Genomic DNA, 21,400 nt, shown 5'->3' on the forward strand with positions numbered 1-21,400 from the left:
TAAAATACAAGAATAAAATGAAGAAACAACTGATAACAACTGCATTTGTACTGGCATCAATGACAATCTCGGCGGCAGACATCTGGGTGTCTCCATCGGGTAATGACAGTAATGCCGGAACGAAAGAGGCTCCGAAAGCTACGTTGACTTCCGCTTTGCGTCAGGCAAGGGAACTGCGTAGGCTGAACGATGAGAGTATTCACGGAGGAATCCGTATTCGTCTGGAAAACGGTACGTATGCCTTGTATGAACCGCTTTTCTTTCGCCCTGAAGATAGCGGTACACCGGATTCTCCCACTGTCATACAGGGTGAGACGGATGGAAACGCCGTGTTGAGCGGTGGGGTGCGCATCAGCGGATGGAAGAAACAAGGCAAACTGTGGGTGGCGGATGTACCGGAGTTCAACGGATGTCCGCTGGATTTCCGGCAACTGTGGGTGAATGGTGAGAAAGCCGTCCGTGCCCGTGATGTGGCGGATTTTGAACAGATGAGCCGTATCATCAACAACGACCCGAAGAATGAGATTCTATGGGTTCCCTCTGCTGCGGTGAAGAAGATACTGAAAGCTCCCCGTGCCGAAATGGTGCTGCATGAGATGTGGTGCGTAGCTTTTCTCCGTATCAAGTCGGTGGAACTGCATGGCGACTCTGCCGCTGTCCGTTTCCATCATCCGGAGAGCAGGATACAGTTCGAACATCCCTGGCCCCGTCCGATGGTGACGACGGATGGTCATAATTCCGCATTCTATCTCACCAATGCAATGGAGCTGCTGGATGAACCCGGCGAGTGGTATCACGACATCTATACCCGTAAACTTTACTATTATCCCCGTCAGGGAGAAGATATGAAACATGCTGAGGCTGTCGTACCTGCCATAGAGACACTGGTTCAGGTGGAAGGCACGTTAGACCGTCCTGTTGAGAATATCATCTTCAAGAACGTAACGTTCCACCACACTACATGGATGCGTCCTTCACAGAAAGGTCATGTACCTTTGCAGGCAGGTATGTATCTGACAGACGGCTACAAACTCCGTCCGCAGATGATTCGTAACTATGGCAATCACAAACTGGATAATCAGGGCTGGCTGGGACGTCCTTCGGCTGCTGTTCGGATTTCCTGCGGTAACTCGATAGACTTTACCGATTGTACGTTCGAGCATATGGGTTCTACCGCACTGGATTATGTTTACGGTGCTCACGGCGGTAAGGTGCAAGGTTGTCTTTTCCGTGACATTGCGGGCAACGGTCTGGTAGCGGGCAGCTTCTCTCCGGCAGGACATGAGACGCATTATCCGTATGACCCGGCAGACTTGCGCGAAGTTTGTTCGCATCAATACATTGCAAACAACTACTTCACGGATGTCACGAACGAGGATTGGGGTTGTCTGGCTATCTGTGCCGGATATGTGAAAGACATCAACATAGAGCATAACGAGATATGCGAGGTATCCTATTCCGGTATCAGCTTGGGATGGGGATGGACAAAGACGGTGAACTGTATGCGTAACAACCGTGTTCATGCCAATCTGATTCACCATTATGCCAAACATATGTATGATGTGGCGGGAATCTATACACTGGGTTCGCAACCCAAAAGTGAGGTAACGGAAAACTGCGTTCACAGCATCTATTCACCGGGTTATGCGCATGATCCTCATCATTGGTTCTACCTTTACACCGACGAAGGTTCGTCTTTCATCAATGTAAAAGACAACTGGACGGAAGGGAAGAAGTTCCTTCAGAATGCCAATGGCCCCGGTAATGTCTGGGAAAACAATGGTCCGATGGTGAATGACAGCATCAAGGTGAAAGCCGGATTAGAGAAAGAATACCTGCATTTGAAAAAGTAGGTGGCAGCTATTTAGTTGGCAGGGAAGAAGAAATATTAAAATCAGATAAGAAAAGAAGCGGAGAAGCTAAGAAGTTGTACACAGCATCATAGTCGCACAGTATAATCAACCTCCGGCCTTTAGTGGAGAAGCGTGAAGAAATTCTTCCTTTTTCACGTAAAGAACAGAACCTCGTTCAAAGCCCTTTAGGGCTGCGTTTGGTTCTGTTTAGTGAAAGAGGATGAATTTTAGCTTTGTAACGTTAGCCGGCAGCTTTTGTTTCTTTTGGCTGCTGAAAAGAAAGACTGAAAAGAAGTAATATATAGATATAAGCATGAGAAGAAACAAAAGAATAATAGCAGTATAATCAACCTCCGGCCTTTAGTGGAGAAGCGTGAAGAAATTCTTCCTTTTTCACGTAAAGAACAGAACCTCGTTCAAAGCCCTTTAGGGCTGCGTTTGGTTCTGTTTAGTGAAAGAGGATGAATTTTAGCTTTGTAACGTTAGCCGGCAGCTTTTGTTTCTTTTCGCTGCCGAAAAGAAAGAAGAACATTATGAAAACCAAAATTACAACCTTACTCGGTGCGCTGGCACTAACAGCCACAGCCGCCGCACAAACATGGATCTGGTATCCGGGAGATTACGAAATATGGCTGGGCAACCAGATGAACAACCGCCGTACGGAACGCGGAGCGTTTTTCCCTCCGTTCTGGAAAACGGATAGCCACTATGTAGTGGTGGAGTTCAGCAAGAAACTCGACCTGTCGCAATCGGAAGAAATCTTCATCGCCGCAGAAGGAAAGTACAATGTGAAGCTGGACGGAAAGTTACAGTTCGGTATGCCCGAAACATTCCTTCTCCCGGCAGGTAAGCACAGTCTGAATATCAAAGTGTGGAATCAGGCTACCCCTCCTGCCATTTATGTCAAGGGAAAGACGGTGAACACCGATTCTTCATGGAAGGTGACCTATGAGGACAAGGAATGGATTGACGAAAGCGGTAAGGCGAGCGATACTTCCGCTACAGTGTATATGGATGCCGGGTGCTGGAACTTCGACGGAGCTACGCAGAAACCGTCCGAGTTCTCTTTGAACCGTGAACCGATGCAAGCAGTCTCCCGTAAAGCCGTGAAAGATGGGGAACTGATAGACTTCGGCAAGGAAACTTTCGGATACATCACTGTGAAGAACCTGTCGGGTAAGGGACAAGTGAACATCTACTACGGGGAGAGTCCCGAAGAGGCTTTGGATACCGAGTATTGCGAGACGTTGGACAAACTGTTGGTAGAACCGGGACAGGTGACGGATCTTGCCGTGAAGGAAACAACTCCGCTTACCGGAGAATATGTCATGGGCAACTCCAAAGCATTCCGTTATGTATACCTGACGAAAGATGCGGATGTACAGATCGGTGAAGTGGCAATGCAGTACGAGTATCTGCCGGAGGAATATCGGGGCTCGTTCCGTTGCAATGACGAGGAGATAAACCGTATATGGGACATCGGTGCGTACACCATGCATCTTACCACCCGTGAGTTTTTCATCGACGGTATCAAGCGCGACCGCTGGGTGTGGAGCGGTGACGCTATCCAAAGCTATTTGATGAACTATTACTTGTTTTTTGACAGTGAAACGGTGAAACGTACTATCTGGCTGCTTCGTGGCAAAGATCCCGTGACAAGTCATAGCAATACCATCATGGATTATACTTTTTACTGGTTCTTGAGCGTGTACGACTATTATATGTACACGGGCGACAAGCATTTCGTCACACAGCTTTATCCGCGTATGCAGACCATGATGGATTATGTGCTCGGACGTACCAATGCCAACGGTATGGTGGAAGGCATGACGGGCGACTGGGTGTTTGTGGACTGGGCGGACGGCTATCTGGATAAGAAAGGCGAGCTTTCTTTTGAACAGGTGCTTTTCTGTAAGAGTCTGGAGACAATGGCGCTCTGTGCCGGGCTGGTAGATGATGAGGCGGGCAAGAGCAAATATACCGGATTGGCTTCTGCATTGCGTGCCAAACTAGAACCTGCGTTTTGGAACGAGGCAAAACAGGCTTTGGTACACAATCGCGTTCAAGGCAGACAAAGTGATGCTGTGACTCGCTATGCCAATATGTTCTCCGTGTTCTTTAACTATCTGAACCCGGAAAAGCAACAGACCATTAAGAATTCCGTACTGCTGAATGATTCTATCCTGAAAATCACTACTCCCTACATGCGTTTTTATGAGTTGGAAGCGCTTTGCGCATTGGGCGAACAGGAAGCTGTGATGGGCGAGATGAAAGCGTATTGGGGCGGCATGCTTCGTGAGGGAGCTACTTCGTTTTGGGAGAAATATAATCCGGAGGAGACGGGTACACAACATTTGGCGATGTACGGTCGTCCTTACGGTAAGAGCCTCTGCCATGCTTGGGGAGCAAGTCCTGTTTATCTGCTTGGCAAGTATTGTCTGGGCGTTCGTCCGGTAAAAGAGGGTTACAAGGAGTTTGCCGTCACTCCCGTTTTGGGTGGACTGAAATGGATGGAGGGCAGCGTACCCACTCCGAACGGAAATATCCGGGTGTATATGGATAAGAAGACCATTCGTGTGAAAGCGGATGAAGGCAAAGGCTATCTCACCTTTACGTGTAAGCGGAAACCGAAAGCCAGCGCAGGTGAGGTGGAGCAGACAGGCAAGGATACTTACCGCCTATGGATAGATACGCGGGAAGAAGTGACGGTGAAGTATTAAGACGTGGGGGAGTAATATGAATTGTTAGGGATATAATATTAAGGTAAATGCAATGGATAAATTCAATTGATTATAATTTATTCTGATTACCTTTGCCCTGTAATTCTAATAAAAAGAAATGGAAGACTTTAACCGTCTTATAGAGAAGAAAGATTTTGAAGCCCTGATTCATGCAATAGGTTTTGAAATAGAACATGCACAAGTAAAATTGATTGTTGCTGCTAACACTCAAATGCTGTTCCATTATTGGAAACTAGGAAACTTCATTCTATATCATCAAAAAAGATTAGGTTGGGGTGGTAAAGTAATATCCAGGATTTCACAGGCTATCAAAATGAATTATCCTGAAAAGAAAGGGTATTCATCAAGAAATCTTACATATATGTGCCAGTTTGCCCGACTATATTCAATAGACGTTTTACAAAAGATGCTTTCTTGTGATCGGGAATTGGAAACTCCGACAATAGATAAAGTTCTGTCTGTAACCGAAGGGTTAGACGATTTACGATTTGCGCAGGAACTTCCTGCGCAAACTCAAACAGATAGAAATCAATTGGATAGGATTGCGCAGGAACTTCCTGCGCAAATAGAGAATATTGACAAGACAATCTCTATGATGTTGCAGATTTCTATTGAAGAAATAGAGAACGTCTTTATTTATTCACCTATTTCCAAAGTAAATTGGGCAAGTCATTTGGTTTTATTGGACAGTTCATTGTCTTTGGGTGCTAAATATTGGTACATAAAACAATCTGTCGAGGTTGGTTGGAGCAGTAATGTATTGAAAATACAAATTGAGAATAATCTGTTCAAACGGCAGATAGAGGCACAAAAGATCAGTAATTTTACAACTACGTTACCTGTACCTCAAAGCGATTTGGCTAATTATCTATTGAAAGACCCTTATATTTTTGATGTAGCGGGTACAAAAGAACTGGCTGACGAAAGAGATATTGAAAAACAGCTTGTAGAACATGTTACAAGATACTTGTTGGAAATGGGAAATGGTTTTGCTTTTGTGGCAAAACAGAAACATTTTCAAGTAGGGGACAGTGATTTTTATGCCGACTTAATTCTATATAATATCAAACTCCATGCTTATATAGTTGCAGAGTTGAAAGCTACCCCATTCAAACCCGAATATGCCGGACAGTTAAACTTTTACGTTAATATAGTGGACAACCAATTGAGAGGTGAGAATGATAATAAAACCATAGGATTATTACTTTGTAAAGGAAAAGATGAAGTCGTGGCACAATATTCTTTAACAGGCTATACCCAACCGATAGGAATCAGTGATTATCAGTTGAGTAAAGCTATTCCCGAAAATTTAAAATCAGCACTGCCTACCATTGAAGAGGTGGAAGAAGAATTATCACAATTACTTGATAAAAAGAAAAATAGATAATCTTAAACTGCTTTTTTTATTTCTGAAATATATCAGAATCCCTCTTCCTCACTCCATCGTCCGAAACTCGTTGGGGGTGCAACCCACGTATCTCTTGAACAACCGTGAGAAATGTTGCGGATATTGGAATCCCAGTGAATAGGCTATTTCCCCTATGCTCTGCTGCGTGCCGAGAAGATATTGTTTCGATAAGTCTATTATCTTGGACTGGATGTACTCTTGCGCTGTCTTTCCGGTCTCTTTTTTGATAAGGTCGCCAAAATAACCGGGGGAGAGGTAGGCTTTCTCTGCAAAGAATCTTACGGAAGGCAGGCCGTTCTTCTGGGATTCTCCGTTTCGGAAATATTCGTTCAGGTGTTGTTCGAACTTACGGAGAATATCGCTATTTACCTTTTCCCTTGTATGGAACTGACGGTCGTAGAAACGCAGGCAATAATCCAACAGCAATTCGATGTTGACGGATAGAAGCTCTTTGCTGTGTCTGTCTACAGGATATTCCATCTCCAGCTGAATCTTGTGCAGGCAGTCCATTACGATTGTTTTTTCCTGCTCCGAAAGATGCAGGGCTTCGTTCTGTTCGTAAGAGAAATACGTGTACTTGCTTATATTCTGTCCTAACGCCGTTCCGTGAATCAAGTCCGGGTGGAAAATCAGTCCGTACACCTCTTTCTTTATCTCATCCTTTTCCGCATCTACACCGATGAGTTGCCCCGGTGCGAAGCAGACGATCGTGCCTTCCTGATAATCGTAATACTGTCGTCCGTATTTCAGTGTACAGTTGGCGGCTTGTTTCAGGAAAAGAGCATATACTCCGTAGTTCATTTTAACATGATTCACGGTACTGGTAGCTTTCGTAAGGTCTACTACCGTGACCAACGGATGCAGGGTAGGCAATCCGTACAGCTTGTTGTAAGCATCTATACTGTCTAACTGAATAATCTTTTCCATATCCTTATCTTGTTTATATCCGCAAAGTTATGTAAATTCTCCATCAAAAGAAAGGGCTCGAAACAGAAACCGGAATTTGGGTTATGCTTTCCGTAATTTGTCTACTGAAACGGATGTACGGAACTTCTAATTTTGCACTGTAAACAAAAAACAGGGAAAAGTATGAGAGATGTTTTTGAAAGAATGAGAGCCGGAGAGCTTATCTTGGAAAGCGACCCGGAGTATCCGAAACTGAATGAAGCGTTTGAAAGAGGTATGCGTCTGGTGGAGGAGCTGAACAGGACATATCACACGGCAGGTGAAATCCGCATGATGCTCAGCCGACTGACCGGACAGGATATAGACGAATCGGTGCGTATGTTTCTTCCGTTTCACACAGTGTTCGGACGTTTTATCCGGTTTGGGAAGAACGTGTTTGTCAATTCCGGTTGTACTTTTCTGGACAGAGGCGGGATCACCATCGAGGATGATGTTTTCATCGGGCCGAATGTCAGTGTCATTACCGAGAACCATCCCGAAGCACCGGAATTGAGGCATAACGTATATACAAGACCTGTTGTGATAAAGCGTAATGCGTGGATCGGTGCGGGTGCGATTCTGCTTCCGGGAGTGACCGTCGGGCAGAATGCGATTGTGGGAGCGGGTGCGGTAGTAACCCGTGATGTGGAGGATGATGCGATTGTAGCGGGCAATCCGGCAAGGCTGATCCGGTATATCAGGAAGTAACGGTGGAAGGAGATGCCAAAAGTCTTAACTTTCTATCTTTCAGGCACGGAATTTCGTATAACCATGCCAAAAGGTATATATTTCATATATTAAAAGGTAAAAAAGGGTGTTTTTAGTCCGTCTGCTTGTGAAATTTAGTTCTTCTGCTTGCAAATACCTGTTTTATGCCTTATAGCCTGTGTTTTTATGGTTTTATATTTTTGTTGTTTTTCTTATTTATTTATTTATCTTTGCAGACAGACACATTTATAAACATGGAAAAACCTTCATTGCTATTATTGTTTATTTGTCTGGTACCTTTGTTCACTGCGCTTGTGGGTACCATCATTGAAGCTGTTTCCCTGCAAGATAGTGTAACCGTCCGTGAGAAAAGAATCAAACGTCTGCTGATGTATTATTTTCTTTCATTCATCGTCATCGGTTCAGGTGTATCCACCGGATTGGCGTTGCCGGAAGTTTCCGTGTACTTATGGCCACTGACTGTTTTCTCGCTCAATATTGCTCCGGTGCTCTATTACCGTTTCGTTGTAATCCTTACCGATACCGGACATAAAGAGAAGTGTTATTTCAGTTTTCACTATATATACCCTTTCTTGTTGGGAGTGCTTTGCACATTCCTCTATTTGTATCTTCCTGCCGATGCTGTTTGGGGGCTGTTTCGTAGCGTTCCTGTCATGCAGTTTATACTTACCCTTATTTATATGATACTTGCCTTGCGGATATTGGCTGCTTGTTTCCGGAAGAACAAGGGTATCAATCAGGAGCTATGGGGGAAGTGGTTACGGCTCTCATGTATGCTGGTTGTGCTGTCGGTTATATGGTCGGGAGCTTTCTTCCTTACCATACTGCCTCGTACGGGTATATGGGTATTGCTTATCGCTGCGGCAGCAGCGTGGCTGCAAGCCATGTATCTTTGCAGCTTCACTTTCAACCGTCGTTCCCTGCTTTTCCTGCCTCTTATCATTTCTCCGGTTCAGTTGCGAATGCCTTCTGTAGAGCAACCTCCGCAAAATGTTGAGGGACGGAACAAGAAATACGTTCGGTGGAATAGGGCGGGTGACCCTGTGCAAGTGGAAAAGGCGCGCTTGAGCAAGAAGTTGTTCGAGAAACATGTCGTCAAGAAAAAGATGTATCTTAATCCGAAGCTCCGGCTGACCGATCTGATGGAAGTGTTTGAAACCAATCGCAGCTATCTTTCGCGGTTTATCAACGATACTTACGGTTGCGGTTTTAACGGTTATATCAATCGCTTGCGCCTTAAAGAGTTGAAGCGTCTGCTGTAACTGCCCAGTAACCGGGGGAAAACGGCGGTCAAACTTTATGCGAAAGCCGGATTCCCGGACTATCAGGTGTATTTGAGAATCAGTGAGGAAGTTCGTGGTGATGAAGCTGAATCTGTCACCGTATCCGATAACCCCGATAATCCGACGAAGCCATGATGATGAAGGAATTTCTGCTGTATGTCGGTTTTTCCGCACCGATTATCTCCTCGCTGAGTTGTCTGGTGATGTTGGTGCTCTACCGTCTTCATCATATCAAAACGGAGGAAAAACCGCTTTACCGGATGCTGATAGCCTATTTCGGACTGGTTGGCATACTGTGGGGATGCTCAATGATCTATGTCTATTACCCGGTTTTTTACACTTATATCAACCAGCTTTATTATATCGGGCTTTTCTGGGGGCAGGTAGTGTTCTACCAGTTCATCTATACCCTTACACACCGCCCGGGAGAGCGAAGATTCTCGATCTGGCATTATCTTATTCCATTGATAATTGTAGGGATATTCGCTGTCTGGTCGATATTCGTGCCTTTTGACGTGCAGCTGCGTATTGTCACTTCAAGAGGGGAAATCATGCCGGGTTACGAAGCGTATTCCTACCTGTTCACCTCCCGGCTTATTTTTCGTGGCGTGTGGAATATCTTGTATACCGTACTGGCGTGGTGGCGACTGCTGGACTATCACCGGACGGTATCCGATTACTCTGCCAATACAGACCGCTCGTCACTGTCATGGGTTACGCTTTTGCTGGTGATTTCTCTGTCTTTGGTTCCTCCTTCCCTGCTGTCGATAATTTTCCCGAAACGGGTGTTGATTTCATCGCTTCTGCTGCTGATTCCGCAGATAATGCTTGTGGTGCAGCATGCCATTCTCTGCTATAATATGGCAATCGGGAATTTTGTCATGATTTTCTATCCGAAGGAGTTGGAAGGAGATATGGAACAGGGAGAGGATATGCAGGAGGAGGATAAGAAGGAAATGGAACAGAAGCGCAGGCGGTTCGAGCGTTATATGCGTGAGATGCGTCCTTATCTGAACCCGGAATTGAAGATTACGGATATGGCGGTTGCTTTCAAGACGAACCGTTGTACTCTGTCCCGCTTTATCAACCGGCAGTTTGGGATGAATTTCTCGCAATATATAAACTGGCTCCGTCTTCAGGAGATGAAACGATTGAGGAATGATCCGGAATGTGAGCGTCTCAGTGACGAGGAACTGGCATGTATGTCGGGCTTTGGGAATTTCCGAAGTTATATCCGGGTGCAGAAGATGTTTGGAAAAAAGAAAAAATAAATGAAGTTTGAAAGATATGGATATTTATTATAATGATCTGGGAATATTTCTATACCATACGCCGATCGTCTGTTCGTTTGCGGCGGCATTTGTGCTGCTTGCCAATCGTCAGCGTACGCATCCGCAGCGGTGGCTGGCATACGTGTTTATAGCGATGGGAGTGGGTATGGCGGTCAGTCTCACGTTTGACCGCTATCTGATCAGCGACCATCGGGAAATCCTGCGTCCGGTGAATTTCATCGCTTCGTTGGGGGTAGCCGTAACCGTGTTGTTTTATTTCGTTTCTTTGATGCAGCCCCGGCGGTTGACTAAAAAGTTTATCGGAATCATTTGTAGCGCATGGCTGGCGTTTTCACTGGTTATTTGCCTGCTGGATAAGTTGTCACCCCGTTCCCATCTTTCGATGGATGCGTCTGTGGTCACTCATCTGTCATCGCCGGTTGTCATTTGGCGTATACTTATCGACCTGTGTGTGATAGGGTTGGATGTCTGGCTTGGTGTGTTCGTGTTGAAGATGTACCGTAAGCATAGCCAATTTATCCGTGATAATTATTCTTTCGTCGAGGGAATCAATCTTTCATGGGTAAAGATAATGATGGGGATGTTCATCCTGCTTGGAATTTTCGATTGTGTATGGATGGTCAATTCATCACCCGTTTTCAAGATGTTTTTCCATATCTTTTCTTTTTTCTCCATCTGGGTGATCTTTTGGTTCGGTTTCCGTCAGAAAGAGATTACGTACGCTTCCCTTCCCACGGAAAATTGGGCGAAGCTGGACGGGAATATGCAACCGAAAGAGAAAATGGTGAACTTGAAGGCCGATCTTCTGGAGTATTTCGATACTAAGAAACCGTACCTGAATCCGGAGCTTTCCTTGCAAGATGTTGCCGTGGCTCTTGGTGTGAGCCAGTACGTCCTGTCCCGTTTTATCAACAAGGAGTTTGAGGTGAAGTTTTATACGTTTATCAGCCATTTCCGTCTGGAACACGTGCTCCATCTTATCGAACTGAACGACAATGCGCTCAATAGCGATGCCCTGTTGGCTGCTTCCGGCTTCCGCAGTCGCAGCGCGTTTTTCACTCAGTTCAAGGAAAAGACCGGATATACCCCGCAGGAATATATCGAAAGAAAGGAAATGATGAAACCAAAAAGAGGAAAGCGTAAAAAAACGCCTTCCTCTATCCTTTGATCTGTTTTGTGATTACTTCGTGGCTTTTGCTTGTTTGGCTTGGAATAATCGGGAGGATGAGGTTGTTCTCCATCCCTGTAATTTTTTCCACTATCACTTTTCTCATCACCTTTTTCCACTCTCACGATGTACAACTCCCTGCCCAACGGTATCTCGGTTTCCATACCCTGATATATGAGCTGCCCGGTGAGATGGGTGGGTTGAAACCATCCTGTCATTATAGCCTTTGAAAAGATAAAATATCATAAGAAACAAATAAATCCCTAGATATCCAGGATTTGCCACAAAAAATTAGTAACTTTGTGGCAAAATATAAGACTATGGCTGCTAACAGTTCTTACAAGGCCATGTATGACATTGTGGAACAAGCTAAGGATGGTACGATTTTCATTCCTGATGATTTCGTAACGTATGGTACTCCTGATGCGGTTCGTTCGGGATTAACTCGTTTGTGTCGTAATGGAAAACTGCACCGCTTTGCTAAAGGTATTTATTATGTGCCGATGTATGACAAGTGGGATGGGACACTGCGTGAGCCTTCATTAGATACTATTGCCCAAAAGATAGCGCAAAGAGACAATGCCCGCATCATACCAACCGGTGCCTACGCTCTTAATAAGCTTGGGTTGTCCACACAAGTACCGGCCAACATTATTTATATAACAGATGCCTCTGCGCGGCAAGTTAAGTTTGGCGAGGGGAAGAGTATCACTTTTCGTCACAGTAATGATTTGGGCAATTTCGCTTACCAATCCAAACTGATGCAACTGGCTGTAATTGCCATGCGAGAGATTGGCGAAAAGTTGATAACGGAAGAACAGGTGTCAAAAATAAAAAAGATGATAACAGAGCACGTTTCGGAACAAGACTTCAAACACGATATAGTACTGGCTCCGACATGGGTAAAAATGATATTGCAGCGATGAAATTTGTAGACTTGTCAAAAGAAGATCGGTTAGATATACTTGACCGTGTTTCCACAGAATTGAATATACGGCAGCGGGAGATCATAGAAAAGGATTGGTGGGTAACGGCTGTCCTCCGTGCTATGTTTAGCTTACCGTATGCAGACCATTTGTCTTTTAAAGGCGGTACATCGTTGAGCAAGTGCTGGCATCTGATAGATCGCTTTTCGGAGGATATTGACATTGCTATTGACCGGGAGTATCTTGGATTCAGTGGTTTATTGTCGAAAACGCAAATCAGCGACAAGTTGCGACGTGTAGCTTGTTCCTTTGTAAGAGAGACGATGCAACATGATTTGGCAGAACAACTGTACAAAAATGGCATATCAAAAGAAAAGTTCAAGGTAAATGTGGATATAACGCCTGTCACTACTACAGATCCGGAGGTCATAAACATCAACTATGATTCTGTCTTGACTTTTTCCATTGAAGGAGAGAACGGTTTATATGTTCTTCCCAAGGTAAAAGTGGAAGTAAGTGGAAGGTCAATGAATGAGCCTGTAAGTGAGGTTGCACTTGATTCGATGGTTGACCAAGTCTATCCGAAAGCACCTTTTACAGAACCAAAGTTCAATGTGCGAGCCGTTCTTCCCGAACGCACTTTCCTTGAAAAAGTGTTCCTGCTACACGAGGAGTTTGCCAAGCCAAAAGAGCTGATTCGTGTGGAACGTATGTCTCGACACATGTACGACATCGGGCAAATGCTAAGCACCCCAATAGCTAATCGTGCGATAAACGATACTGAACTTTACCGTCAGGTAATAGAACATCGCCGTACATTTATAGGATTGCGAGGCTTCGATTATAATATGCTTTATCCGGCTACACTCAATATTATTCCTCTGCCTTCCATAATGGAACAATGGAAAGATGATTACGACAATATGCGTTTGCATATGATTTATGGAGAATCTGTTTCGTTTGATGAATTGGTAAACAATCTTAAAGAACTGAATTATAAGATTAAAGGATTGGCATAGTGCAGAAGCAAGTAGTTTCCGCAGTTTCTTCAAAAATGAGTCGCTAAAATTTACGACAGATACCCCCGATGCAGGGTAGGTAATCCGTACAGTTTGTTGTAAGCATCTATACTGTCCAACTGAATAATCTTTTCCATATCCTTATCTTGTTTATATCCATAAAGTTATGCAAATTCTCCATCAAAAGAAAGGGCTCGAAACAGAAACCGGAATTTGGGTTATGCTTTCCGTAATCTGTCTACTGAAACGGATGTACGGAACTTCTAATTTTGCACTGTATTCTATATCTTTCGGTTTTATTATTATAAAGCGATGAATTTTCCCGCATTGTTTTCCCACGTAAATGTGAGATTGTACAGCTTCATGTTGTTTTCCGGAGTTACGTCAATCTCTTTATAGCCATAAAAGTATAGAAATGACCAACTATAACCGTCCGGTTTGAAAAAGACGATTGCTAAATATTTTCCATTCTTTATGTTCTGTAAAGTATTCACACCGCTGTAACTGTCGGAAGTATATACAGGTTTGAGTGCAGTGCCATCGGGTAGCACAATGTTTTGCTCTTTTGCCATCTGACTCACCGATTCTTCTTTGTCAAAGCTTGCCGCTTCGTCATAGTTGTATAGCTGAACCAAGGTAGGAGAGGCTATATAGGTCTTATCGCCGCCCTCATATTCATAATTGACATTGATAAGTACTGTTTGTTCTGTTGTTTCTTCGTCATCCTTGCTGCATCCGGCAAATGCCAGTGTTACTGCGATTAAAAATAGAATCTTTTTCATTGTCATTGTTTATTTAAATTTGTTTTTATAGAATCTTTTGTTTTGAGTTTTTATTCTGCCATCACTTTCTTTACTGTCTTTCCTATTCTCACGAGGTACAACCCTCTGCCCAACGGTATCTCGGTTTCCATACCCTGATATACGAGCTGCCCGGTGAGATTGACGATTGATATTTTCTCTCCTTCCGGGGCGTTTTCTATGACCACCTTGCCGTGTGCGGCGTATATGTTGGGTCGGTCGGTTTCGGGGGTGAGGGCGATATCGGACGGCTTATCAAAGAAAGCCTTCAGTTCGATGTCTTCCGTCAGCTTTTCAATCGTGTAGAAAGCATTGTTCTCTAAGTCGAATGTTACGTCTTGCCCGTTCACCAAAACTTGTTTTATGACAAGACCGTTGTTGGGGATTATCATGAAGACCGCCTCTTCGTAGGCTTGCATGACTTTCTTGTTCGAGATAATCTCGTCGTTCAGTTTGACCTTTCCTTGCAACTGGTTATAAATGGCGGTTATATTTATCTGGTCTTTCTTGAATACGACATCCAGATTCATGTTGTCATCGACAGAGCTAACTGTATATTGGCTGTTAATCAGCTTTTTCGTGATGTCTTTGTCGTTCAGGGTTATTTTGTCGATGGAATAACCTTGGTCTGCTGTGATTTTGAATGTGACGGATTCTCCGCGTGATAGTCCTAACGTTCCTATCGTCTGGTTATTGATCGTCACTTTTCCTCCTGCTGTTTGGCTGGCAGAGGCAAAATAGCAGGATCGGATATTGGTGAATGTTTTCCATCCGTCTGCATTTTGATAGCTTCTTTCGGAATTGAACGGGACGTAAAGAACGCAGTTGGACGCGTCTGTTTCCCCGAACGTTTCATTAGTGCATCTTGGAGGAGTAGGGTTTGCCGAGTGAATCTCTTTTAATCCTGTGCAATTCTGAAATGATGCCCAATTAATGGATGTCAGACCTTTGGGAAGAGTGATTGAAGTCAGCCCTGTGCAATCCATAAAAGCCTTTGCGCAGATAGAAACCGTGTTCTCCATCACCTCAATCGTTGTGTTTTGGGGCATTGTACCTTTGTATTCATATAATGTCCGTCCTGCATAGATAAGCCCGTCTTTGTGATTGTTATACCAAGCGGTATTTTTGAAAGCATCATAATCCACATTAATCACGCTGTTGGGAATGTTGATAGAAGACAGGTTTTCACAACCATCGAATGCGTGGCTGTAGATTGTTTGTACACTGTTGGGTATATTGATGGAAGTAAGGCTTTTACAATATTCAAATGTACTTGAATTAATCACAGTTATGCTGTTGGGTATATTAATGGATGCCAGATTTTCGCAATTATAGAAAGCTCCGAATTCGATAGAGGTAACATTCTTACCCAGTGTAACCGATTTTAAGCTGGAGCAATAAGTGAAAGCAAAATTATCAATCTTTGCAACACTGGCGGAAATTACAACGGAGGTTAAGTCTGAACATCTTTCAAAAGCATTCTCTCCGATGGTAATGACACTATTGGGAATAGAATAAGTTGGAGATTTGGCATTCGGATAACCTATCAGTTCCGTTTTTTCTTTGTTAAACAAGACTCCGTCAATGGTTGAATATCTGGGGTTATCATCCGCTACCGTAAATTTCTTTAGATTTTTGCAACCGCTGAAAGCCCACATATTGCTACCATATCTACCCGGTTTTTCTATAAAGTCCGGAGCAATTGAAGTGACACTGGCGGGAATCGTTATAGCGGTTAATCCTTTGCAACCTTCAAAGGCTGAATATCCGATTGTTGTCAAACCATTGGGAAACGTTATGTTTGTCAGACTTTGACATCCTTTAAAGGCTTCTTCTTCAATGGATAACACACTGTTGGGAATCGTTACGGAGATTAGATTTGTGCAATAAAAAAATGCCGTTTTGCCAATCTTAGAGGTTCCGTCGGGAATATTGTAGTTGTCGGACTTACCCGGAGGAAAAACGGTTACTTCCGTTTTATCCTTGCTGAATACCACACCGTCTATGGAACAGAATGTCGGATTATCTTCCGGAACGATGAAACTTCTTAAATTGGAGCAATAGTTGAAAGATAAGGCTCTAATGGAGGTCAAGTTAACAGGAAGTGTAATTGAGGTGATGCCTTCACAAGCAGTGAAGCCGAAAGTTCCAATTCCGGTAACTGCATATTTACTGTCGTTGTACGTGATTTCACCCGGAATAACAATATCTCCGCTGATGGACTCGTCTTTTGATGAAACCTCTGCCGTCCAGTTATCATACAACCGGTACTTCAATTGCCCGATAATAACCTCGTCGGCTTTTGTGACTTGCGCGAAAATGAATGCGCACAGGATAGGTAAAAACAGTCTGAGTGTAAAATGTCGTATCATAGAATCTGAGTATTGGTGGCTTGGTTATAAAAAATGGAGAGCGAGGTTTTGACTACAACCTTGCGCTCCGGTCTACAATCTTGATGACGTTGTAGAGTTCGGCTACTTCGTCCAGACAGATTTTGAAGTCTTTGAACATTTCGTTGAGCGGATGGCAGGTGATGATGCCGTGCTCCACGTCGTGCTCGGTGATTTTCTTGATGGTGATGCCGTCCGTGCGGTGCACGATGATGAAGTACCAGTCGTTGATGTGGAGCTTGTAGCGCCATAGGGGGCGTTGCACTTCACGTCCCAGCACGATGTCGCCGTCACAAATGGCGTTGCGGGTGTTATCATCCATGCTGTCGCCTTCCGCTTCGAACAGACGGTATTGCCCGTGATAAGTCCTGTCTACAATCACCGGCAGGGTGGGGAGGCTTTCGATGTAGTTCGTATCCTCATAACCGTTAAGGTACCCGCACTGCGCGCGCACGTGTATAAGAGGCACGTTCATAAATCCGGTGCTCTCTATCGCGTGGGCGGTGTTGGGCACTCTGTCTGCCAGGTTTTCCCGGATTCTCTCCGTGTTTTCTCTCGGTTTTTCTAGAACTTCTATAAACGGTTCGCCTTCTTCCTTCAAAATCCAGTCCATATTCCAATGAGGGAAACTTTGCCGTATCTTTTCGATGGTCGGTTTCCTAAATGTTTCACCTACCTTGTCGAGATAGCCGTTTCCTAATCCTGAGATTGTATAAAACTGATTCGGGTTAAGACCTTCTTTATCAATCAGATAGAACATTCGCTCACGAAGTGTCATATAGAATATCTATTTTGGTTTATTAGAAAATCTAGCTTCTTAACTTATATTAACTAGAAATACTATGCTAGATATAGAACTTCTAGTATATTTGCACTGTCGGATCGTTACAACGGTGCGCAACAAAGGTAATTGTAAAGTATTGAAAAAGCAAAGGAATCGCAAATTTATTTTAAAACGATGACGAGAGAAGATTTAAACCGGATGTGCAGGGAGTATCAGCAGGTGTTGCTGATGACGGAGGTGGAGGTGCTGGAGAGGTATGAGGAGACGAAGCGGGAGTGCCTGTCTTCTTTTGAGGAGGAGATAGATTTCTGGGAGAAATATTACGGGTACAATTATTAATCACCTATAAAAACAGTAACGGGTTATGAAGGAAAATTACAAACATGGAGTCATGATGACGGCGCACGAGATGTGGAGAAGCGGGCCGGAAAGCTGGTCGGAGTGCCTGATGGAGGCATGGAGAATTTATCGTCTGCTCAAAAAGCTGAGGGAGGGCCCGGTGTCCTTCACTTACCGGAAAGCGGACGGCAGGGTGAGGAGGGCTACGGGCACGCTGAAAGGTGCTTCGGAAAAGGTGAAAGGCACGGGAAAGAAGAATTACAAAACCGTGTGCTACTTCGACCTCGAAGCCGGAGAGTTCAGGAGCTTCAAGGCGGGCAACCTGATTACCGTGTACTAGCCGCGCAAGGGCAGGAGAGGATGTAGGGAATATTCCGCCTGTCCACTGAAAAAGAAGTGATCTTTGACGTACTTATACATAAATAGGAAATTGTAAGGATTAAGTTGCTTCCGCTCGCAGGAGGTTTGCCTTACGGATACTGACGTATTGTTTTCAGTAAGATGCCGATTAAGTGTACGGCGTTTGAAGCAAGTTTACAGGTCCGGAAGGGGGCGGATGGCAGGGTGGCAAGTATAATCTATCGGGTGTAACAAGCCGGGCAATTTCCAAACAGGCAGACGGGAGTAGGAGCGAGCAGGGATGCGATGACCTTCATGGGCCGTCTGTTGTGACAAGATATTTCAGCGCCGAAAGAATCATCCTCACGGTGGCGAGTATGCGGGGTGGGTGTCCGTATCGCTGAGATGTTTTTATAAAATCCCGCAAGGAGGGCGTGCGGTTTCGTAAGCTCTCTGCGTGCAGTGCCGGTCGGACCGGTTTGCGGGAACTGTTATAAGTTGAGAGTTAAGAATTGAGAGTTGAGAATTAATAGTGAATTGCGCCTAAGGGAGTGATCGCTATCGCTCAAGGGAGCGATCGTCATCGCCCAAGGGGACGATTGCTAACGCCTAAGAGGGCGATTGCTATCGCTCAAGGGAGCGTTTTTAGAGAGCAAGTTTCGCTGATAACGCTGGTTCGGCTGATTAAAGCGGATTAATAATAAAGAAAAATCCGTCTTTATCTGCTCCATCCGTGTCGTCCGTGTACCATCGGCTTTTTCTCTTTATGGGTTCCGATAGTTTTTAGAGAGCTAGGTTCGCTGATAACGCTGATTGGGCTGATTAAAGCGGATTAATAATTGAAAGAAAATCCGTCTTTATCCGCTCTATCCGTGTCGTCTGTGTACCATCGGCTTTTTCTAAATTGAGAGTTTAGAGTTGAGAATTGTTTAATTCTTTTTCAGGCACGGATAACACGGATTACGCGGACAAATACAAATGATCTTTTCCGCGTAATCAGCGTAATCCGCGCCTGAAAAATCTTTATTATTTCCGATAGTTTTTAGAGAGCAAGTTTCGCAGATGACGCTGATAGGGCTGATTAAAGCGGATTAATAATTGAAAGAAAATCCGTCTTTATCCGCTCCATCTGTGTCGTCTGTGTACCATCGGCTTTTTCTAAATTGAGAGTTTAGAGTTGAGAATTGTTTAATTCTTTTTCAGGCACGGATAACACGGATTACGCGGACAAATACAAATGATCTTTTCCGCGTAATCAGCGTAATCCGCGCCTGAAAAATCTTTATTATTTCCGATAGTTTTTAGAGAGCTAGTTTCGCTGATGACGCTGATTGGGCTGATTAAAGCGGATTAATAATAAAGAAAATCCGTCTTCATCCGCTCCATCCGTGTCGTCCGTGTACCATCGGCTTTTTCTCTAAGTTGAGAGCGAAGCGTTTTACATCGTTCGTAATTCATAATTCATAATTCGTAATTAACAATGTAATTGATAAAAGTATGAAAGCAATTCCTTTAATAACAGTTTGGGTAACGGCATTTTTGGTGATGCTGGCTACCTGTGTGAGCCTTAACGGGCTGTTTTGGCTCTCTTTTCTGGTGTTTGGGGCGGCTTCCGTCTGCATGAGCCGGAACAGGGAAAGGCTGGAACGAGAGTTGGATGATATGTTTAAATAAATCAATACTGTTGCACCCGGAAAGTGGTAGTCCTTGACCCTCTGCATACGGCGGTGAACTGTCCCGGCCGGCAGTGAAACCATACCGCAGGGGCGGGTGCGGACGGTATTAAAATGATGGAAGAATGGAAAAGATTATCGAGATTACAGAGGATTATACCACCACGGGGGTGTTCGACCGGATGGAGGTGGGCGACGTTGTTAAGATTCCTTACGAAAAGAGCCGTCACAACGGTGTCCGGACGGAGGCGTCGCGCAGAAACCGGTATGCCCGTCTCACGAAAGAGCTGCAAGGCAGGATGGACCTCAAGTTTCGTGTGTCGGAGGTGGTGTGTCCCGGTTATACCACTGTGTTACGGATTAAATAAAACATTACAATATGGCTGTTAAGAAGAAAGGATTGGACTATTTCCCCTTTGATACGTCTTTTTTTGAGAATGACAAGATTCAGTTTGTCGGCGCACTGTTCGGGATGAAAGGCGAGAATGTCGTGATACGTCTGCTCTGCCGGATTTACAGCACGGGATATTGTTGCAAGTTCGGTGAGGACGAAGCGTTGCTTTTTGCCAAACGTATTGGTGGCGAGTGTGATTACCCAATGGTGGTAGGTGTGGTGAACGAGCTGGTTCGGAGGGAGTTTTTTCACAGGGAGATATTCGAACGTTTCGGGGTGCTGACTTCCGTCGGCATACAGCAACGTTTTTTCGAGGCTGCCTATCGCAGAAGACGGGTGGACGTCTACAAGGAATTGTTGCTGATCGACGTGTCTGAAATGAAACATGTACGTGTGTTGGAAGAAAATGTCGATTTAGCGGGAGAAAATGTCGACATTTTGTCGCAAAGTAAAGTAGAGGAAAGTAAAGTAAACAAGAAAGAATCTCCTTACGGAGATAAGAAAGAAGATAAATCTTCTTCATTTGCCCTTGCGGATTCGACAGAAGTCTCTGTAAAGCCGGAATTGTCCGTTTCTCCCGTTTGTCCCCCTCCCGCAGAGGCGTGTCCGAACGAGGTGTCGCATGCCGGAAATGCCGATACAGGTAGTCTTTTCGCAGATATAACGGCAAAAGGAGCGGTGGGTTCCGGCACGGAAGATTCGGACTTTGTCCGCTTCCAAGAGTGGATAAAAAAGAAAGCGCCTTATTGCAGCAATCCTCAGCATTTCACATCCCAACTTACTGAAAAAGAGTTTAATAAGTTGAAAGAGAAATATACGGGCAAACAGATTGCGGACATCATCGAGCAGATTGAGAACCGGAAGGATCTCCGCAAGCGATATACCAACCTCTATCGAACGGTCTTGAACTGGGCGAAGAAGGAGTATGGGTAGGGGGTTCTTTCGTTTACCGTTTTCCACAATAGAAAGAACTCCCTCCCCCCTTCGGGGTACTCCCTCTATAAACAGAGGGAGAGTTTTTGGGGGCGCACACCCTCTTGATTCGCCAAGCGACGCTATCCTAAGCTCCTCCTCTGTTTATAGAGGAGGTGTCACGGAGTGACGGAGGAGTTCTTACATTTTATAATTTCCGATAGCTTTTAGAAGAGCAAGGTTCGCTGATGACGCTGATTGGGCTGATTAAAACGGATTAATAATTAAAAGAAGAATCCGTCTTCATCCGTTCCATCCGTGTCGTCCGTGTACCATCGGCTTTTTTAAATATAACGATCTTTTCCGTGTAATCAGTGTAATCCGCGCCTAAAAAATCTTTATTAT

Annotated in this window: 18 protein-coding genes; 14 read left to right on the forward strand and 4 right to left on the reverse strand. The window is 44.5% G+C overall.

Annotated features, from left to right (window positions below):
• The first annotated feature begins 17 nt into the window (after positions 1–17).
• From DXB63_RS03145 to DXB63_RS03155, 3 genes are all read left to right on the forward strand, one after another.
• Positions 18–1,853, forward strand: a complete 1,836-nt coding sequence (locus DXB63_RS03145) for a right-handed parallel beta-helix repeat-containing protein (protein WP_122124922.1) — start codon at positions 18–20, stop codon at positions 1,851–1,853.
• 533 nt (positions 1,854–2,386) lie between these two features.
• The gene (locus DXB63_RS03150; protein WP_122124923.1) at positions 2,387–4,573 is read left to right on the forward strand and encodes an alpha-L-rhamnosidase C-terminal domain-containing protein; all 2,187 of its coding nucleotides are present in this window, start codon (positions 2,387–2,389) and stop codon (positions 4,571–4,573) included.
• Positions 4,574–4,691: 118 nt separating this feature from the next.
• Positions 4,692–5,981, forward strand: a complete 1,290-nt coding sequence (locus DXB63_RS03155) for a YhcG family protein (protein ID WP_122124924.1) — start codon at positions 4,692–4,694, stop codon at positions 5,979–5,981.
• Between the two features lie 48 nt (positions 5,982–6,029).
• On the opposite strand, the gene DXB63_RS03160 is transcribed toward DXB63_RS03155, so the two are convergent.
• The gene (locus tag DXB63_RS03160; RefSeq protein WP_122124925.1) at positions 6,030–6,929 is read right to left on the reverse strand and encodes an AraC family transcriptional regulator; all 900 of its coding nucleotides are present in this window, start codon (positions 6,927–6,929) and stop codon (positions 6,030–6,032) included.
• A gap of 162 nt (positions 6,930–7,091) precedes the next feature.
• Here DXB63_RS03160 and DXB63_RS03165 point away from each other — a divergent pair, with 162 nt between their 5' ends.
• The 6 genes from DXB63_RS03165 (at position 7,092) to DXB63_RS03190 (ending at position 13,364) form a co-directional block, all read left to right on the forward strand.
• Complete coding sequence (locus DXB63_RS03165) at positions 7,092–7,655, forward strand: sugar O-acetyltransferase (protein WP_122124926.1); 564 nt, start codon at positions 7,092–7,094, stop codon at positions 7,653–7,655.
• A gap of 254 nt (positions 7,656–7,909) precedes the next feature.
• Positions 7,910–8,938: a hypothetical protein gene (locus DXB63_RS03170; RefSeq protein ID WP_122124927.1), complete on the forward strand. Its 1,029-nt coding sequence runs from the start codon at positions 7,910–7,912 to the stop codon at positions 8,936–8,938.
• 152 nt (positions 8,939–9,090) lie between these two features.
• A complete protein-coding gene (locus DXB63_RS03175; RefSeq protein WP_147332250.1) occupies positions 9,091–10,230 on the forward strand; it encodes an AraC family transcriptional regulator in 1,140 nt (379 codons plus the stop codon).
• A 16-nt stretch (positions 10,231–10,246) separates the two neighbouring features.
• Complete coding sequence (locus DXB63_RS03180) at positions 10,247–11,419, forward strand: AraC family transcriptional regulator (RefSeq protein WP_122124929.1); 1,173 nt, start codon at positions 10,247–10,249, stop codon at positions 11,417–11,419.
• A gap of 320 nt (positions 11,420–11,739) precedes the next feature.
• Positions 11,740–12,345 (forward strand): DUF6088 family protein, encoded by a 606-nt coding sequence (locus tag DXB63_RS03185; RefSeq protein WP_122124930.1) that lies wholly within the window; start codon positions 11,740–11,742, stop codon positions 12,343–12,345.
• Positions 12,342–13,364, forward strand: coding sequence for a nucleotidyl transferase AbiEii/AbiGii toxin family protein (locus DXB63_RS03190; protein ID WP_122124931.1), 1,023 nt, complete (start codon positions 12,342–12,344; stop codon positions 13,362–13,364). Before DXB63_RS03185 ends, DXB63_RS03190 begins: the two co-directional genes overlap by 4 nt.
• A 302-nt stretch (positions 13,365–13,666) precedes the next feature.
• Here DXB63_RS03190 and DXB63_RS03195 read toward each other — a convergent pair whose 3' ends face one another.
• Genes DXB63_RS03195 through DXB63_RS03205 form a run of 3 tightly spaced genes read right to left on the reverse strand, consistent with a single transcriptional unit; the run spans position 13,667 to position 17,332 of the window.
• A complete protein-coding gene (locus DXB63_RS03195; RefSeq protein ID WP_147332251.1) occupies positions 13,667–14,146 on the reverse strand; it encodes a hypothetical protein in 480 nt (159 codons plus the stop codon).
• 50 nt (positions 14,147–14,196) lie between these two features.
• Complete coding sequence (locus tag DXB63_RS03200; RefSeq protein ID WP_122124933.1) at positions 14,197–16,536, reverse strand: leucine-rich repeat domain-containing protein; 2,340 nt, start codon at positions 16,534–16,536, stop codon at positions 14,197–14,199.
• Positions 16,537–16,588: 52 nt separating this feature from the next.
• A complete protein-coding gene (locus DXB63_RS03205) occupies positions 16,589–17,332 on the reverse strand; it encodes a S24 family peptidase (RefSeq protein WP_122124934.1) in 744 nt (247 codons plus the stop codon).
• 180 nt (positions 17,333–17,512) lie between these two features.
• On the opposite strand from DXB63_RS03205, the gene DXB63_RS03210 reads away from it, so the two are divergent.
• From DXB63_RS03210 to DXB63_RS03230, 5 genes are all read left to right on the forward strand, one after another.
• Complete coding sequence (locus DXB63_RS03210) at positions 17,513–17,677, forward strand: 1-aminocyclopropane-1-carboxylate synthase (protein WP_122124935.1); 165 nt, start codon at positions 17,513–17,515, stop codon at positions 17,675–17,677.
• 25 nt (positions 17,678–17,702) lie between these two features.
• Positions 17,703–18,017: an SH3 beta-barrel fold-containing protein gene (locus DXB63_RS03215; RefSeq protein WP_122124936.1), complete on the forward strand. Its 315-nt coding sequence runs from the start codon at positions 17,703–17,705 to the stop codon at positions 18,015–18,017.
• A gap of 1,496 nt (positions 18,018–19,513) precedes the next feature.
• Positions 19,514–19,690 carry a hypothetical protein gene (locus DXB63_RS17865; protein WP_158563627.1) on the forward strand — a complete coding sequence of 59 codons (177 nt, stop codon included), beginning with the start codon at positions 19,514–19,516 and terminating at the stop codon, positions 19,688–19,690.
• A gap of 124 nt (positions 19,691–19,814) precedes the next feature.
• Entirely contained in the window at positions 19,815–20,057 is a 243-nt protein-coding gene (locus tag DXB63_RS03225; RefSeq protein ID WP_122124938.1) for a hypothetical protein, read from the forward strand.
• Between the two features lie 11 nt (positions 20,058–20,068).
• The gene (locus tag DXB63_RS03230; protein ID WP_122124939.1) at positions 20,069–21,016 is read left to right on the forward strand and encodes a DUF4373 domain-containing protein; all 948 of its coding nucleotides are present in this window, start codon (positions 20,069–20,071) and stop codon (positions 21,014–21,016) included.
• Positions 21,017–21,400 lie beyond the last annotated feature (384 nt).

This window comes from Bacteroides sp. OM05-12 (assembly GCF_003438995.1).
GTDB lineage: Bacteria > Bacteroidota > Bacteroidia > Bacteroidales > Bacteroidaceae > Bacteroides.